We start from the raw sequence: 16,102 nt of genomic DNA, 5'->3' as shown, positions 1-16,102 counted from the left end.
GCTACCTTGATTCGAGCAAGGATTGGTAAACCGCTAGCGATGCCTCGGTCTGCGCCTGCAGCCGAAACTGGTAGGGGATTTCGATCGCTGGCACCTCGGCATCAAGAACCCGGATTGCCGTGCGGGCAAAAGCACTGATGTCATCCGCCGGCACGAGGCCCTCGCGGAAACAGGCCTGCAATGTCTCGGCGGCGCCGCCTCTATTGAATGCGACGACCGGTGTGCCGGAGGCAAGCGCTTCAGTGACCGTTCGACCGAAGGGTTCCGGCTTGGTGGACATATGGCAGACCGCATCAGCAAACAGGTAAAGCTCGGCCATATCATTGCGTTGGCCAAGGAAAGTGACCTTCTGGGTCAGTCCAAGCTCTGTCCGGCGCTGCTCCAGCTCATTCATGAAACGTTCTTTGCCAGGCTCTACGCCGCCGACAATGATGCCGTGAGTGTCGGGACGTGTTCTCAGGATCTCGGCCATGGCTGACAGGAACTGTAGCTGGCCTTTCCAGCGGGAGATCCGCCCCGGCATCATCAAAATCTTCTGGCCCTCCAGCTGCGGGTAGTCCCGAAGCAGATTCTGACGCCAGGATTCGTTTAACTGCCGATTCTGGAAATAGTCCACGTTGACGCCGCGGTGGATGACCGTCAGCTTCTGCTCCGGAACATCAAAATTCTCCAGCACGTAATCCCGTACGCAGTTTGATACTGCGATGATCCGATCAGCCTTGGCCATGATGGCACTGTAGGGGTTGACGGAATACATGCCGTGGAACGTGGATACGATGGCCGGGCGTTCATACTCTGCCAGTCCCTTCCAGGCCAGGCGCACAATCCAGGCGGGCATGCGGGAGCGGACATGGACGATATCCGGCTTGATATCCCGGATCAGCTGGCGCATGGGGCGGATCTGGGCAAAAGACGCGGGAGATTTTCGGTGGATGGGCATTTTGATGTGCGTGCTGCCCTGAGCTCTCAGCGTGTCGACCATAGGGCCGCCGTTGGATACCACAAAGGACTCGTGACCGCGTTTGGCCAGATCCGAAGCGAATTCAACCGTGCCCCGTTCCACTCCGCCGCTGTAGAGTGCGGGCAATGCCTGGAGTATTCTCAACCTGCAGCTCCTATCTCGGGATAACCGGTTTGGTGTGTCTTGGGCAGAAGCCGTTTTGCCAGAACCCAGCGGGCTGCCCGATCGGCTTCCCAGAGCACCGGGTGATGGTTCTTATTGCCGGTCATCACTGCCGCATGGTCAGACCATTCGGCAAGGTGCCCGGATTGCACCAGTTGTCCAACGCCATTTGCTACCCGACTACCCCTCGATGGCGTCAGTGTCAGTACGCCCGTAGGCACGTTGGATGTAATGGCTTCGCACACCATGGACATGCTGTCGGGGGTTATCCAGACTGCCCGGGAGGCTGCCAACTGGTGGTTCAGCCAGTTTTCGTGGGTTTGCTGGCTGTTAACCACGGTGACCTTGAGGTTAGCCATCTCTGCCAGCCGAGCGTGCAATACCGTTGGGGTTCTTCTTGAGTCACTGATAGTCCACCGCCATTGCGGGTAGGTGCTGATCAGGCCGGTGACCTGCTCGTGAACCACATCATCGTCCCATTTAAAGTGCCGGGAGGGGCCGCCGATCAGGATCAGGGCTTCCGGTTTGTCGGTGATTCTGGCCAGTGGTGTGATGGTATTGATGACGCCCTGGGATATAAACACGTTCCGGTTTGGGCGAGGGCTATCGTGAGCGGGGATAATGGCAGCGTCCACCCATCCAGTGGGGAATGCTGGCTTCATAATGACGAGCGTGCGGCTCCCTCGAAGGCGCCTGAGTGACAACAGAAGTCTGTGAGTGCCGGAGCCAGCGGCAATGATCAGATCGGGATGCGGCAAGTCGTCAGGTAGACCGGGTGGAATTCCTGTCAAAGCTCTCCAAAGCGGGACATTCACCGTAGACGCTTCGAGCCAGTGCAGGCTAGCGCCGGCAAGCACCCGCAGCCGGTTTCCGAGCCCCTTCAGCTGGTTCCTGTGGCCCGCCTTGTTGTCAGTCAGAAGCCACACCACCGGTGCGGATTCAGAATTTACTTGCCGTTTAGCCATAAGCGCCTTGAGCCTGCACTGACTGACCCAGGGAGTGAGGCCGGCCAGAGGGTGCATCTATTATTTGCGTGTGTAGAAACCGGGATCATGAGGATCCGGGCGGGTTTTGAACCGCCTGTGCATCCAGAGATACTGATCTGGTGCACGCCGTATTTCCTGCTCGAGAACGCTGTTGATCCGGGTGGCGTCCTCAAGATCATTGCCGCTCGGAAAGTCTCTCAGAGCCGGGTGGAAATAGATGTCGTATCCCGGCTTGTCATCGCGGCGGAAATGACTGAAAGGTACAACGCGGCACCCGCTGCGCTCCGCAATTCTCGAAGTTGCTGTAATCGTGCCCGCCGGGATCCCGAAGAAGGGCGCAAAGACGATGTCCTTGCGTCCATAGTCCTGGTCCGTTGCGTACCAGACCGCGTGGTTTTTCCTCAGGCTCCGGAACAGGCCTCGTAAATCCCGGGCTCCATGTACCGTCCCGTACCGACGTTCCCGGGCGCGAGTCATGACCGCGTTCATCAGGGGGTTATTGTGATCTCTTTGCATGACATCTGCATGTATGTACTGCGTCACCAGGCTGCCGCCGAGGTCTAGCGTGCTGTAGTGGCCTCCCAGCAGAAGCACGCCATTTCCGTGGCTTAAAGCCTCTTCAAAATGCTCAAGACCGTGCACCTCGGTAATCGATGTCAGTTTCGCGGGGTCACGAAACCAGGCAATGCCCAATTCCAGTAGCCCGATGCCATTGGCGATGAACGCATTGCGAACCAGCGCCGCCTGCTGATCGGCCGTCAGCTCGGGAAAGCACAGGCAGATGTTGGTTTCTGTGATTCTCCGGCGGCTGCCTGCCATCTGTAGCGCGAGAAGACCGGCGACCTTCCCCAGCCACCATTGGAAACGGATTGGGAGCTGTGCGAAGCACCACATAACACCAATGAGTATCCAGGTTGGCCACCACCTTGGATGGCGGTAAGCCGAGTAATCTGTGTTTCGTGGAAGCTTGCGATACTTTTTCTTCACTTGAAATCGATCCTGCCGGTGTCTGGGGCTGATCCTCACTGGCGCTCAAGCGGCTGCCCGGAACCAGCAAACCATCGGGTTTTGCGCTATGATAACGCACTGTTTTGTCTGGAGTCCTGTGTGCTGCAATTTATCTATTCCCAACTCATTCGGCTACTTCTGCCCTTTATTCTTGTCCGCCTCTGGTGGAATGGTCGCCGTGCTCCGGAACTCCGTCGTAACTGGCAGGAGAGGTTGGGGATGGTTTCCCCCGCTGAAGGAGCCGTCGTGTGGGTGCACGCCGTTTCCGTCGGTGAAACAATCGCGGCAGGTCCCATGGTCAGGCGGCTGCTGGCACGCAACCCCGGCATTACGATTCTCATGACGGCGATGACCGACACCGGACTCGCCCAGGCCCAAAAAATGTTCGGGAACCAGGTTCGCTACGCGTACGCGCCTTATGATACGCCCGGAGCGATACGCCGCTTTCTCAATCGCGCCCAGCCGAAAATTCTCGTGATCATGGAAACGGAAATCTGGCCCAATATGATCCGCCAGTGCCGGAACTTGAGGGTTCCGGTTTTTCTGATCAATGCCAGGCTGTCGGAGCGATCGGCCAGGGGATATGAGAGGGTTAAAGGCCTGGCGGCGCCAATCATGAAGAGTATAAGCTGGGTTGCAGCCCAGGCCGAGAAAGATGCAGAACGCTTTCGGCGTATTGGCGTCGCGCCCGGCAAGGTGGATGTCACTGGAAGCGTGAAATTTGACGTCGATATTCCCGAATCCGTCAGGCAGGCATCCATTGATCTCAGGGAAAGGCTCAAGGGCCGACCTGTCTGGGTCGCGGGCAGTACCCATGGTGGAGAAGATGCGCAATTGCTGGCGGCCCATAAAAAGGTTTTGAAGGTACACCCGCAGGCGCTGCTGATTATCGTCCCGCGTCATCCTGAACGCTTCGAACCGGTTGCGGAGAAGATCGTCAAAGCCGGGCTCTCCCTGGCTCGCCGATCCCGTGGAGACGATCCGAGCGAAGCGGCTGTCTATCTCGGAGACACCATGGGGGAACTCATGATGCTCTACGGTGCAAGCGATATGGCGTTTGTTGGGGGCTCTCTGATTGAGCGCGGCGGCCATAACCCCCTGGAACCGGCGGCTTGGGGAATACCGGTCTTTTCCGGGCCCCACGTATTCAATTTCGAGACCATCTACCAACGCTTGTTGAACGATTCGGGGGTGAAGCTGGTGGCAGATTCCGATGAGCTTTCTAATCACGTCACCCAGCTCTTCGAAAATGAAGCGGAGCGTCAGGCGATTGGTAGCCGGGCATTGTCGGTTGTTGAGAAGAATCGCGGCGCCCTGGATCGGGTGGTGGACGGCATCATAGAGAGAGTCTGAAGGCAGGCGTTTTACTGCGCCCACCTTCAGGAGGACAGCCGTTACTGGGCAGGATCTTCGAGGGTCTGTTTCTCATTAGCGATCGCTTCAATGCCCGGTGCGGTCTCGCTGAGCCAGTTATTCAGATCAATCAGATCCTGGGGGCTCAGAATGCCAGCGGACTGCTTGAGCTGCAGCGAATTAATGACATAGTCATATCGAGCATTTGAATAATCCAGCAGCGCAACATAATAGGCGCGTTCTGCATCCAGCACTTCGACGATATTCCTTGTTCCCACCTCATAACCTGCGCGGGTCGCATCCAGGGCGCTGCGCCGGGAGATGATGGTCTGCTCTAGCGCCGAAGCCGTTTCGATGTTGTTGTTCACAGTGAGGAACAGGCTGCGGGTGTTGACCCGGACGTCCCTGCGCACCGTGTTGAGGCTCTGTTCCGCAACCGTTACCCGGGAGCGCTGTTGGCGGACGCCCGCCTGGGTACCGCCGCCCGTGTACAGTGGGACGTTCAGGGTCAGGCCAATCACGCCCTGAGTGCCCTCGAACTGATTTAGTGATCCGCCTTCAATGTTGTTGTCACCGTACGAGGCAGTGAGATCCAGCGTCGGGTAATGGCCGGATTTGGCAACCTTCAGGTTGGCTTCACTGGCATTCAGGTCAAACATGGCCGACTGGATTGACCAGTTTTGCTCCAAGGCTGTGGTTTCCCACTGCGATGGGTCCATTGGATCCGGGCGTCCGAGAGGGAAAGCTTGACGGAGATTTTCCAGATCTTCGGTGTACTCCCCGGTCAGTCGCGCCAGCTGCTCGCGCGCAACGTTGAGCTGATTTTCTGCGGCGATACGCTGACTTCTGGTGTCGTCATAGCTGGCGCGCGCTTCATACACTTCCGTTATTGCAATCAGGCCGACATCAAACCGCTCCTGCGCCTGTTCATACTGGCGCTGAATTGCCGCCTCGGCCGCCAGGGCTGTGGTCAAAGTGTCCTGAGCTCTCAGTACTGCAAAGTACGCGTTAGCAACATCCAGGATCAGCTGTTGTTGCGCCAGGTTGTATTGTGCGCGCGCAGATTCGGTCTGGAACTGACTGGCGTCGTAGGAAAACCAGGAGTCCGCCCGGAACAGGGGCTGAGTGAGCTGAACGCCATAGTTGAAGCTCTTGTAGCTTTCGTCCTGAATGTCGCCATCCACGTCAGTATGATTCGCCTCGCCGTAAGCGCCGATTTGGGGAAGCAGTGCGCTCTTGGTTACGTCACTGGCTGCCTGCTGGGCTTCAAAGCTGGCCCTGGCCGCGGCAATGCCGGAGTCGTAGGAAAGTGCTTTCTCATAGGTCTCAACCAGATCCATGGAAAGGGCGGGCTGGGCCGCCAAGAGGCCAACAAGTCCGGAAAGCAGTCGTTTCTTCATTGTTTCTCCTGAATACCTATGCACGTAAGCGTCCCGCTTAACACTCCGGTGTAGCAGTCAATACAGGTCGCGCGTTGTCCGAAGTCTATGGCTGGCCATTATGGACAATAATCATGCTCAGCTCTACACTTGCATTTGGCACTCATTTCGGGGGCCACACAATACAGAATCGCGTCTTGACGGGGTGCTGGATCCCAGAGTTTTGGGAACCGGCTGAGATTGCAACGCAGAACCCGCGACCTGATCCGGATAATACCGGCGTAGGAATTGAGACTATGCAGCTGATACACGAGATTCCCCTGCTCCTCAAAGGCAGAAACCGTCTTGCGACAGCTCCGTCATGCGCGGCCCGACACTATCAACGAACGGGAGCGAATGATGAGCGAATTACCGTCCTATCTCAGTGACTCCGCAAAGGTAGACTCAGCCGCAGTCCAGCCTTTGCCCAAATCCCGCAAAATCTATGTGCAGGGCAGCCGCCCGGATCTGCGTGTCCCCATGCGCGAAATTATCGTTGGAGATACGCCGACCGAAATGGGCGGTGAGAAGAATCCGCCGGTGATGGTTTACGACACTTCGGGCCCCTACACGGATCCGGACGCGTCGATTGATCTGAGGAAGGGGCTAAAGCCAATCCGTGCAGGCTGGATTGCAGAGCGTGACGACGTTGAACAGCTGGCGGACTACACCTCTGAGTTCACTCGCCGCCGTATGAAGGACCCGCAGCTTGATCCATTGCGGTTCATGGATGAGCGAAAGCCCCTGAAGGCTAAAAGCGGCTGTAATGTCAGTCAGATGCACTACGCCCGCCAGGGGATTGTAACTCCGGAGATGGAATACATCGCGATTCGCGAAAACCAGAAGCTCCAGGAAGCCCGTGAACGGGGATTGCTCAAGGACCAGCATCCAGGGCAGTCATTCGGAGCCAATCTCCCGGAAGAAATTACGCCGGAGTTTGTGCGCGATGAAGTTGCGCGGGGGCGTGCCATAATCCCGGCCAACATTAATCATCCTGAATCCGAGCCAATGATCATTGGCCGCAACTTTCTGGTCAAAATCAACGGCAATATCGGCAACTCGGCGGTTTCCTCCTCGATTGAGGAAGAAGTGGAAAAGCTGACCTGGGGGATCCGCTGGGGTGCCGACACCATCATGGACCTGTCCACCGGCAAGAATATCCACGAGACCCGCGAGTGGATCATTCGTAACTCCCCGGTCCCCATCGGCACCGTGCCGATCTATCAGGCGCTGGAAAAAGTTGGCGGTGTTGCCGAGGATCTGACCTGGGAAATCTTCCGGGATACGCTGGTCGAACAGGCGGAGCAGGGCGTCGATTACTTCACGATCCATGCTGGCGTGCGGTTGCACCATGTGCCTCTCACCGCAAGCCGAACCACAGGCATCGTCTCCCGTGGCGGATCAATTATGGCCAAGTGGTGTCTGGCGCATCACAAGGAAAGCTTCCTCTACGAGCACTTTGAAGATATTTGCGAGATCATGAAGGCCTACGATGTGTCCTTCAGTCTTGGCGATGGTCTGCGCCCGGGCTCAATAGCAGACGCCAACGACGCGGCGCAGTTCGGCGAGTTGGAAACCCTGGGAGAGCTCACCAAGATCGCGTGGAAACACGATGTTCAGGTAATGATCGAAGGCCCGGGTCACGTGCCAATGCATCTGGTCAAAGAGAACATGGATAAACAGCTGGAGTGCTGTGATGAGGCGCCGTTCTATACCCTGGGGCCCCTGATTACAGACATTGCACCTGGCTATGACCACATTACTTCCGGTATCGGTGCGGCCATGATTGGCTGGTACGGGTGCGCAATGCTTTGCTACGTGACACCGAAGGAGCATCTTGGGCTGCCGAACAAGGACGACGTTAAAACCGGCATCATTACCTACAAGATCGCAGCCCACGCCGCGGACCTGGCCAAGGGCCATCCGGGGGCTCAGGTACGTGACAACGCCTTGTCCAAAGCGCGATTTGAGTTCCGGTGGGAGGATCAGTTCAATCTTGGTCTCGATCCGGACACGGCAAGAGCCTTCCATGACGAGACCCTGCCCAAAGAATCGGCGAAGGTAGCTCACTTCTGCTCCATGTGCGGTCCTAAATTCTGTTCCATGAAGATTTCCCAGGAAGTTCGGGATTATGCGGCGGAAAATGGTCTGGATGAGGTGAAGGCTATCGATGCCGGGATGCAGGAAAAATCCCGGGAGTTTGTGGAGTCAGGTAGCAAAATTTACGACAAGGTCTGATTTGATGGGCCTCTGACTTTCGGTGGCTGAGCAGGGCGGGGACGACTGTTCAGGACACGCTCAAGCCCATCCATGGGGCGCTTGGGCTTCGCCATCCATGGCTCCGCACAGTCCAGAACAGTCGTCCCCGCCCTGCTCCTCAGGTATCCGGATGGCCTGCGGCTTTGGAAGGCCATTGTGGAGTTTGGAAGGTGAGCATCCCTGCCGCCCAAAACTGTGCGTAGCCATGGATGGCGAAGCCCAAGCGCCACATGGATGTGCCGCAAGGAGCGGGTTTTGGGCGGCAGGGATGCTCACCGCCTCCACCATCGGATATACAGGCTCGGGAAGCTTGCAGGCACACCGCAGTAACGGCTATCGTTCAAAGTCGATTATAAATCGGGATGAGCAATGACCAAACCGTTCCAGTTCAGCGCCAGCGATGTATACATCGAAAAGCGTGAAACCGTCTTCCAGGGCTTCTTCCGGATGGACAAGCTATGGTTGACGCATCCGCGGTTTGACGGTCAGGAGATGCCGGTCTTTACCCGCGAACTGTTCATTCGTGGCGACGCTACCTGTGTGTTGCCCTACGATCCCGTCCGCGAGGAAGTCGTGCTCCTCGAGCAGTTCCGCCTCGGTGCGCTCGGGCGGGCACAATCGCCCTGGCTGCTCGAACTCGTCGCCGGGATGAACGAAGATGGAGAATCCCCAGAAGAAGTAGCCCAGCGTGAAGGGCAGGAAGAAGCCGGCCTTACGTTCTCGAAGCTGGAGAAAATCTGCGACTACCTCGTTTCCCCGGGCGGCACCACCGAAATGATCCACCTTTTTTACGGCCAGATCAGCGCCGAATCTGCCGGTGGGCTGTTTGGCATCGAGCATGAGCATGAGGATATCCGGGCCCATGTGGTCTCCGCTGATGACGCTATTGCCATGATCCACGATGGCAGGATCAATAACGCTGCCGCTATTATCGCCCTGCAGTGGCTTGAGCTTAATCGTTCGAGGCTAAGACGTGAGGCAAATCAATGACTGAATGGGCGATGAAACCCAAGCGCTACGTTCCGGATCTCCGGCAGCTGGGGGCGTTATGCGATGGTAATTACCAGCGCTTGAATAAGTTGCGTAATCTGAAAGTGGATGGCAAACCAGTCTGTGAGTTTGAGCTTCACAGGGAAAATCAGTACCTGGGTCGGGTACGCATCGAGGTGCTCCAGGGAGCTCGCTTCACAGAAACGCTGTTGCTTGAGCAGGTTCATAATTCAGGGCGTTGGTTGAACAATCCTCAGATGACGGTCAGGGTTTACCATGATGCCGGGATGGCTGAGGTAATCAGTTGTTATCGAGACCGTCGAATTGCGCCTGTGAATGATTATCCGAACCGATTTATGCATCATCCCGACGAGAAGGTGCAGGTTAACGGTTTCCTGGCTGATTGGCTGGATTACTGCCTGCGCTTTGGTCATTTGCCGATGGAGCACGCCGCCTGGTCGGCGGGCGAGGGTGTTGACTGACTTTGTGTCATAGTTGTCAAAAAACGGAACCAAGAAGCATAGGTTGGCAATAATGTGAAGCCGTTCCATTAATCGGTCATCGAATAGGGAACGGTCGGCGTACACTTGCGTCATACTCCAATCCTTGGCATAGAACTGACTGCGAGTACCATGACCACAACGGCAGACACCCGGCCTCTGCGGGTATTACAATTGACAGACCCTCACTTAATGGCAAACCCGGATGGCGAGTTGCTGGGTGTTAATACCCGTGAAAGCCTTTCCGCGGTTATTTCTGAAGTGTTGAAACGTCATGGGGAGCCTGACCTTATCCTGGCGACAGGCGACCTTGCCCAGGATGGTTCGGAGGAGGCTTACCGGGTATTCGGAAACAACCTTGGTGCTTTCAGCTGTGGTTCTGCCTGGATCGCCGGCAACCACGATAACGCAGAGATTCTTCAGTCAGTGGCATCTGAGTTTTGCGCCAACCGGCGTCACATCATCCAGGGCGGCTGGCAATTCGTGTTGTTGGATTCTTCCGTGCCCGGCAAGGTGTTTGGGGATCTTGCGCCGTCGGAGCTGGAATTTCTGGAATCCTGCCTGAATCAACACCCTGAAATCCCCGCCGTGGTTTCCCTCCACCATCATCCAGTGGATATTGGCTCTGACTGGATGGAAAAAATAGGTCTGAAGAACCGGGAGGCATTTTGGCGGGTAGTCGATCGGTTTCCTCAGGTGAAGGTGGTGCTGTGGGGGCATATCCATCAGGACCTGCAACAGGAGCGGGGTGACGTTGCTCTGCTCGCAACGCCCTCGACCTGTATCCAGTTCACGGCAGGGTCCAGTGACTTTTCTGTTGAACCTCTGCCCCCTGGCTACCGATGGTTTGAGTTGGGACCCGCCGGAGATTTTCACACAGAGGTCCATCGGGCGGATGGCTTTGAGTTCACTTTGGATCGAAACAGTACCGGTTACTGACCTTCTCTCTTTCCTTCATGTGAATCCCTCCGGGTGTCGCTGGCGCGCGGCCGTTACGGTAAACTGCGCGAAAAAATCAATCAGGGGATCCAAACATGAGCGATATACCGGCAGATCTTAAGTACATTGAAACCCATCAATGGGCCCGAGTTTCCGACGATGGTACGGCCACCATTGGCATAACCGACTTCGCGCAGGAGCAGTTGGGCGATGTGGTCTATATTGGTGTGCCCGATATGGGCGCGACGGTCAATGGCGGTGAGGAGGCCGGTGTGGCGGAATCCGTCAAGTCAGCATCAGATGTATTCAGCCCGGTTACCGGCGAAGTGATTGCTGTGAATGAATCACTGGAAGACGAGCCTGAAAAGGTAAACGAGGATCCCTATGGCGATGGTTGGCTCTTCAAAGTCAAGTTGGCAGACGAGGGAGAGCTTGAAGGGCTGATGGACGCAGCGGCCTATGCAGAGCATGTTGCTGCCGAAGAATGACCCTTGCCTCAGGAACTGATATGACTTTACCTGTGTTATACCTGCGCAAAGGCGCTGAGCGGCGCCTTCGGGCTGGCCATCTATGGGTTTACAGCAATGAAGTGGATACCCGGCGTAGTCCGCTGGCCGGTTTTGAGGCCGGATCTCAGGCAGAACTGCGTGCCGCCAACGATAAAGCGTTGGGCACGGTGTTTGTAAATCCCCATACGCTCATTTGTGCCCGGCTGATCAGCCGGGATGCCCGGCACGGGATGACACCTCAGCGCCTCGAGCAGCGCCTTGAGAATGCCCTGGTTCTGCGGGGGAAGTTGTTTCAGAAGCCTTTCTATCGTTGGGTCTTTGGCGACAGTGATGGGTTGTCGGGGCTGGTGATTGATCGGTTTGACGATACCGTTGTTATCCAGATCTCGACGGCGGGCATGGAGTTGTTGAAGGATGCGATCGTGCGGGCCGTGCAGCGGCTGATACATCCTGCCGCTATTGTGCTGAAGAACGACGGCAAGATGCGGAAAGTTGAAGGGCTGGACTCCTACGTGGAGCAGGCTCAAGGGCCGGAAACGTCGTTGCTCCGGGTAGAGGAGAATGGCGTCCGCTTCGAGGTGGATCTGGCTGACGGCCAGAAAACCGGCTGGTTTTATGACCACAGAATGAATCGTCAGCGACTGCAGGCCTATGCGCCGGGCAAGCGTGTGCTGGATGTGTTTAGCTACGTTGGTGGCTGGGGGGTTCAAGCTGCTTCTGCCGGCGCCTCGCACGTCACCTGCGTGGACAGTTCGTCCTCGGCGATTGACGCTGTGCATCACAATGCGGGTCTAAACGGCCTCGAAAACGTGGAAACCCTGGAAGGCGATGCTTTCGAGGCGTTGAAAGCACTGTGCGACGAAAAAGAAAAGTTCGATATTGTCGTGCTGGATCCGCCGGCCCTGATCCCGCGCCGGCGCGACCAGAAGGCTGGTGAGCAGGCCTACGCTCGCCTCAATCAGCTGGGGCTGCGCCTTCTGGATCGAGATGGCCTATTGGTGTCTGCATCCTGCTCTATGCACCTGTCCCAGGAAAAGCTGGTAGATATTATCCGCGGCAGTGGCCGGAAAATTGATCGCTTTGTGCAGTTGTTGGAGCAGGGGCATCAGGCCCCGGACCACCCGGTGATACCCGGTATTCCGGAGACTGATTACATTAAATCCTGCTTTGTGCGCTCCCTGACCGGATTTTTCTGACGATTCGGTTCCCGTTTTTGGCCTGCCTTCAGCCCCGCAATGACAGAACTTGCCAGCCGTTTTCCCGGGCCAGGGCTTCCAGTTTGGGATCCGGGTCAACGGCGACAGGGTTGGCAACGTGCTGTAATAGCGGAACGTCGTTGTGGGAATCGCTGTAGAACCAGGCGCTCGTCAAATCCTCGCCGTGCGCCTGTAGCCACTCCTTGAGTCGGATGACTTTCCCATCCTGAAAGCTGGGGACGCCTGCAACTCGACCAGTGTATTGGCCATTCACCATTTCCGGTTCGGTGGCAATCAGATGTTCAATGCCCAGTTCGTTGGCAATGGGTTCTGTGACGAAACGGTTCGTTGCGGTGATGATCATCAGGGTGTGTCCCTGTTCCCGGTGGCTCTCCAGCAAGGCCGTGGCTTTGGGCAGCATCATAGGCTGTACCTTGCTGGCCATGAATTTTTCTCGCCAAGCCAGCAGGTCGTCCATGCCATGATCGGCCAGCGGCCGGAGCGCAAACCCGAGATAGTGAAGTATATCCAGTTCGCCGTTCAGGTACTGCTGATAGAACTGGTCGTTGGCCTTTCGATATTCCTCTGCATCGACGATGCCTTCCTCGACGAGAAAATCGCCCCAGGCGTGATCGCTATCGCCTGCCAGCAGGGTGTTGTCCAGATCAAAAATTGCGAGCGTCAAGCTGTTTCCTCCAGTGATCGCCGGGCTAGCGTTGAGATCGGTAGTCTAACACGCTCATCCAGGCGCGGCTGTGTTTGCCCAACTCTTGGGTTTCTGCAAGAATGAGAACAACTTGGATAAATCTGACCGGTTGATTTTTGTACTGGTCAACCGACTTTTGAGAGGACTGTGCCGTGATTGATTCAGACGGTTTCAGACCCAACGTCGGAATCATTCTGGCCAACCACAGAGGAGAAGTTCTCTGGGCAAGGCGCATAGGGCAAGACTCCTGGCAGTTTCCGCAGGGTGGTATCAAGCATAACGAATCACCTGAGCAGGCACTTTACCGGGAGCTTGGAGAAGAAGTTGGTCTGGGGGCAAATGATGTTGAGATCATCAGTTGTACCCGGGGCTGGCTCAGGTACCGACTTCCGAGGAGGATGGTACGTCATAACTCCCACCCCGTTTGTGTGGGCCAAAAACAGAAATGGTTCCTGCTGAGGATGTTATCGCCAGACGCACGAGTGTGCGTCGATGGCACTGATTCACCGGAATTCGACGGTTGGCAGTGGGTGAGTTACTGGTATCCGTTGGGACAGGTGGTCTCGTTTAAACGCGAGGTATACAGGCGTGCGTTGAGGGAGTTGGCGCCGCGACTGTTCTACAACATGGAACAGTGGCAGCGAAACGAACAACCCCGGCGTGCAAAGGAATCCAGGAAATGATGGACTGACCCGGCCATGGCCATGCTGAGCATACTGCGAAGTCTTGTACAAGAGGTAAACAGCGCCCGTGATTTGCAGGAGGCGCTGGATATCATTGTTTCGCGGGTGCAAAAGGCCATGGGCACGGAGGTCTGCTCGGTTTATCTGCTGGATCCTGGCAGCAACCGCTATCTGCTGATGGCCACCGAGGGTCTGTACCGAAAGGCGGTTGGTCAGGTCAGTCTGGGCTACTCTGAGGGGTTGGTCGGCCTGGTTGGCTCCCGCGAGGAACCGCTTAACCTGGAAGATGCTCCCTCCCATCCCCGTTATCGCTACTTTCCGGAAACCGGGGAAGAGCGTTTTCGCTCATTCCTCGGTGTACCGATTATTCACCACCGCCGCGTACTTGGTGTTCTCGTGGTCCAGCAGCGAGAGAGTTCACGCTGCTTTGACGAAGGTGAAGAGGCATTTCTTGTAACGGTCTCGGCGCAGTTGGCCGGTGTCATCGCGCACAGCGAGGCAACGGGCGCCATTAGCGGCATGTCGCTGACTGGCGAGGAAGCCCACGATGTCAGTTTTAATGGCGTGCCGGGAGCGCCCGGCGTGGCCATCGGCAACAGCGTCGTCGTATACCCCGCGGCTGATCTTGATGTGGTCCCGGAAAAACCGGCCGATGACATCGACCGGGAACTGGAACTGTTCCGGGGCGCTGTCAAGGCGGTTAGGGAGGATATCGAGCGGGTGGCAAAGCGTCTGGCGAGCCAGTTGCGGCCAGAGGAACAGGCCCTGTTTGATGTCTATCTCCGGATGCTGGGGGATGAAGCGCTGCCCGGCGAAGTTGCCAACCGGATTCGCGAGGGGATCTGGGCGCCCGGAGCCTTGAAGCAGGTTGTGCAGCAGTATGTACGCCACTTCGAGATGATGGATGATCATTACCTTCAGGAGCGGGCGGTGGATGTCCGTGATCTGGGGCGCCGGCTGCTTTCACATCTGCAGGAAGGTGAGCAGCGGCATCTGGAGTATCCAGAGCATACCGTACTTGTGAGCGAAGAGCTGACGCCAGCCATGCTGGGGGAGGTGCCCAAGGGACGTCTGGTCGGACTCGTGTCGGTGAAAGGCTCAAGTAACTCTCACGTTGCCATCCTTGCACGGGCGATGGGCGTTCCGACCGTCATGGGGTTGGTGGATATTCCGGTCAACCAACTTGATGGCAAGGAATTGATCGTCGACGGTTTCGAGGGACAGATTTTTGCGTCCCCCTCAGAGGACCTGAGAGCGTTTTATCAAGCCATCTGCGACGAAGAAGATGAGTTGGTGCGTGGTCTCGAGGCATTGCGTGACAAGCCCTCCGAGACGACCGACGGTCACAGGCTGTCGCTTCTGGTCAATACCGGTCTGATGACAGACGTCGTGCGCTCGCTTTCCCATGGTGCTGAGGGCATTGGCCTGTACCGGACCGAAGTTCCGTTCATGATTAAGGACCGGTTCCCTTCTGAGCAGGAGCAGCGCGAATACTACCGGGAGCAGCTTGAGGCCTTTGCGCCGAACCCTGTGACCATGCGTTCGCTGGACGTGGGCGGTGACAAATCCCTGACCTATTTCCCGATCCACGAGGAAAACCCGTTCCTTGGCTGGCGGGGTATCCGGGTCACCCTCGATCACCCGGAGATTTTCCTGGTTCAGGTCCGTGCCATGCTCAAGGCCAGTGAGGGCTTGAACAATCTCCAGATCATGCTGCCGATGATCAGCAACGTGTCAGAAGTTGAGGAATCATTGCACCTGATCTACCGGGTGTATCACGAAGTCCGTGAAGAGGGATATGACATCCATATGCCCAAGGTGGGTGTGATGGTCGAAATTCCTGCGGCGGTTTACCAGATTCGTGAACTGGCGGATCGCGTAGACTTCCTTTCTGTAGGTTCAAACGACCTCACCCAGTATTTGCTGGCAGTCGACCGCAATAACCCCCGGGTCGCCCAGCTATATCACTCTTACCATCCCGCTGTCTTGCAGGCGTTGGTTCGCATCGCCCAGGACGCTCATGCGGTGGGCAAACCGGTCGGGATTTGTGGCGAGCTGGCTGGCGATCCCGGTGGCGCCCTTCTGTTGATGGCGATGGGCTATGACTCGCTCTCCATGAACGCGGCCAGCCTGCCCAAGGTCAAGTCGGTGATACGCTCCGTGAGTCGGGAATGGGCAATACAGCTGCTGGAAGACGTGCTGTTGCTGGATTCGCCTCATGTGATCAAGAGTTGTGTTGATCTGGCGCTACGTAATGCCGGATTTGGGCGTTATTTGCGGCCGGGAAAATCGACGACTGCAGCCCTGGCCGAACAGGCCGTTTCCTGAGCTGGTCGCTGAACAGGCCGGTTATAGGGTGTGTATTCTAGAATGGCCTGTTATCTTGGTTAGCAGACAGGATATAACGCGATGCCAGTGCGGCGTCCAGCACT

General features: G+C 56.8%; 14 protein-coding genes and 1 riboswitch. Of the genes, 9 read left to right on the top strand and 5 right to left on the bottom strand.

Annotated features, from left to right (window positions below; translation table 11 throughout):
• Nucleotide 1: 1 nt before the first annotated feature.
• From D777_RS17045 to lpxL, 3 genes are read right to left on the bottom strand one after another with little or no spacing between them, the layout of a single operon-like run.
• Nucleotides 2-1,105, bottom strand: coding sequence for a glycosyltransferase family 4 protein (locus tag D777_RS17045; protein ID WP_036134785.1), 1,104 nt, complete (start codon nucleotides 1,103-1,105; stop codon nucleotides 2-4).
• Entirely contained in the window at nucleotides 1,102-2,088 is a 987-nt protein-coding gene (locus tag D777_RS17040) for a mitochondrial fission ELM1 family protein (protein WP_036134782.1), read from the bottom strand. The genes D777_RS17045 and D777_RS17040 overlap by 4 nt, the downstream gene beginning before the upstream one ends.
• A 60-nt stretch (nucleotides 2,089-2,148) precedes the next feature.
• A complete protein-coding gene (lpxL, locus tag D777_RS17035; RefSeq protein ID WP_081849598.1) occupies nucleotides 2,149-3,096 on the bottom strand; it encodes an LpxL/LpxP family Kdo(2)-lipid IV(A) lauroyl/palmitoleoyl acyltransferase in 948 nt (315 codons plus the stop codon).
• Nucleotides 3,097-3,216: 120 nt separating this feature from the next.
• Between lpxL and waaA the strand changes: the two genes are divergently transcribed.
• Complete coding sequence (gene waaA / locus D777_RS17030; RefSeq protein WP_036134777.1) at nucleotides 3,217-4,470, top strand: lipid IV(A) 3-deoxy-D-manno-octulosonic acid transferase; 1,254 nt, start codon at nucleotides 3,217-3,219, stop codon at nucleotides 4,468-4,470.
• A gap of 41 nt (nucleotides 4,471-4,511) precedes the next feature.
• Here waaA and D777_RS17025 read toward each other — a convergent pair whose 3' ends face one another.
• Complete coding sequence (locus tag D777_RS17025) at nucleotides 4,512-5,870, bottom strand: TolC family outer membrane protein (RefSeq protein WP_036134774.1); 1,359 nt, start codon at nucleotides 5,868-5,870, stop codon at nucleotides 4,512-4,514.
• 170 nt (nucleotides 5,871-6,040) lie between these two features.
• Nucleotides 6,041-6,154: riboswitch (TPP riboswitch) on the top strand.
• A 94-nt stretch (nucleotides 6,155-6,248) separates the two neighbouring features.
• Between D777_RS17025 and thiC the strand changes: the two genes are divergently transcribed.
• The 6 genes from thiC (at nucleotide 6,249) to D777_RS16995 (ending at nucleotide 12,281) form a co-directional block, all read left to right on the top strand.
• Complete coding sequence (gene thiC, locus D777_RS17020; RefSeq protein ID WP_036134771.1) at nucleotides 6,249-8,126, top strand: phosphomethylpyrimidine synthase ThiC; 1,878 nt, start codon at nucleotides 6,249-6,251, stop codon at nucleotides 8,124-8,126.
• 390 nt (nucleotides 8,127-8,516) lie between these two features.
• Nucleotides 8,517-9,137: an NUDIX domain-containing protein gene (locus D777_RS17015; RefSeq protein ID WP_036134769.1), complete on the top strand. Its 621-nt coding sequence runs from the start codon at nucleotides 8,517-8,519 to the stop codon at nucleotides 9,135-9,137.
• Nucleotides 9,134-9,619, top strand: coding sequence for a DUF1249 domain-containing protein (locus D777_RS17010; RefSeq protein ID WP_036134767.1), 486 nt, complete (start codon nucleotides 9,134-9,136; stop codon nucleotides 9,617-9,619). The genes D777_RS17015 and D777_RS17010 overlap by 4 nt, the downstream gene beginning before the upstream one ends.
• 150 nt (nucleotides 9,620-9,769) lie before the next feature.
• The gene (cpdA, locus tag D777_RS17005; RefSeq protein ID WP_036134765.1) at nucleotides 9,770-10,576 is read left to right on the top strand and encodes a 3',5'-cyclic-AMP phosphodiesterase; all 807 of its coding nucleotides are present in this window, start codon (nucleotides 9,770-9,772) and stop codon (nucleotides 10,574-10,576) included.
• A 95-nt stretch (nucleotides 10,577-10,671) separates the two neighbouring features.
• Nucleotides 10,672-11,064 carry a glycine cleavage system protein GcvH gene (gcvH, locus tag D777_RS17000; RefSeq protein WP_036134751.1) on the top strand — a complete coding sequence of 131 codons (393 nt, stop codon included), beginning with the start codon at nucleotides 10,672-10,674 and terminating at the stop codon, nucleotides 11,062-11,064.
• A 20-nt stretch (nucleotides 11,065-11,084) separates the two neighbouring features.
• Nucleotides 11,085-12,281, top strand: coding sequence for a class I SAM-dependent rRNA methyltransferase (locus D777_RS16995; RefSeq protein ID WP_036134748.1), 1,197 nt, complete (start codon nucleotides 11,085-11,087; stop codon nucleotides 12,279-12,281).
• 28 nt (nucleotides 12,282-12,309) lie between these two features.
• Here D777_RS16995 and D777_RS16990 read toward each other — a convergent pair whose 3' ends face one another.
• The gene (locus tag D777_RS16990) at nucleotides 12,310-12,966 is read right to left on the bottom strand and encodes a histidinol-phosphatase (protein ID WP_036134747.1); all 657 of its coding nucleotides are present in this window, start codon (nucleotides 12,964-12,966) and stop codon (nucleotides 12,310-12,312) included.
• A 173-nt stretch (nucleotides 12,967-13,139) separates the two neighbouring features.
• Between D777_RS16990 and D777_RS17895 the strand changes: the two genes are divergently transcribed.
• Together D777_RS17895 and ptsP are read left to right on the top strand one after the other, a co-directional pair.
• A complete protein-coding gene (locus tag D777_RS17895) occupies nucleotides 13,140-13,670 on the top strand; it encodes an RNA pyrophosphohydrolase (RefSeq protein WP_081849597.1) in 531 nt (176 codons plus the stop codon).
• 21 nt (nucleotides 13,671-13,691) lie between these two features.
• The gene (ptsP, locus tag D777_RS16980) at nucleotides 13,692-15,998 is read left to right on the top strand and encodes a phosphoenolpyruvate--protein phosphotransferase (protein ID WP_036134974.1); all 2,307 of its coding nucleotides are present in this window, start codon (nucleotides 13,692-13,694) and stop codon (nucleotides 15,996-15,998) included.
• Nucleotides 15,999-16,102 lie beyond the last annotated feature (104 nt).

The organism is Marinobacter nitratireducens, assembly GCF_000708045.1.
Taxonomy (GTDB): Bacteria; Pseudomonadota; Gammaproteobacteria; order Pseudomonadales; family Oleiphilaceae; genus Marinobacter; species Marinobacter nitratireducens.
This window is presented reverse-complemented; position numbering and strand designations above follow the sequence as displayed.

Bases quoted from the DNA above. Each gene is read 5' to 3' on its own strand.
- D777_RS17040 (WP_036134782.1), bottom strand. From the start codon at position 2,088: ATGGCTAAACGGCAAGTAAATTCTGAATCCGCACCGGTGGTGTGGCTT.
- D777_RS17025 (WP_036134774.1), bottom strand. From the start codon at position 5,870: ATGAAGAAACGACTGCTTTCCGGACTTGTTGGCCTCTTGGCGGCCCAG.
- thiC (WP_036134771.1), top strand. From the start codon at position 6,249: ATGAGCGAATTACCGTCCTATCTCAGTGACTCCGCAAAGGTAGACTCA.
- D777_RS17015 (WP_036134769.1), top strand. From the start codon at position 8,517: ATGACCAAACCGTTCCAGTTCAGCGCCAGCGATGTATACATCGAAAAG.
- D777_RS17010 (WP_036134767.1), top strand. From the start codon at position 9,134: ATGACTGAATGGGCGATGAAACCCAAGCGCTACGTTCCGGATCTCCGG.
- cpdA (WP_036134765.1), top strand. From the start codon at position 9,770: ATGACCACAACGGCAGACACCCGGCCTCTGCGGGTATTACAATTGACA.
- gcvH (WP_036134751.1), top strand. From the start codon at position 10,672: ATGAGCGATATACCGGCAGATCTTAAGTACATTGAAACCCATCAATGG.
- D777_RS16995 (WP_036134748.1), top strand. From the start codon at position 11,085: ATGACTTTACCTGTGTTATACCTGCGCAAAGGCGCTGAGCGGCGCCTT.
- ptsP (WP_036134974.1), top strand. From the start codon at position 13,692: ATGCTGAGCATACTGCGAAGTCTTGTACAAGAGGTAAACAGCGCCCGT.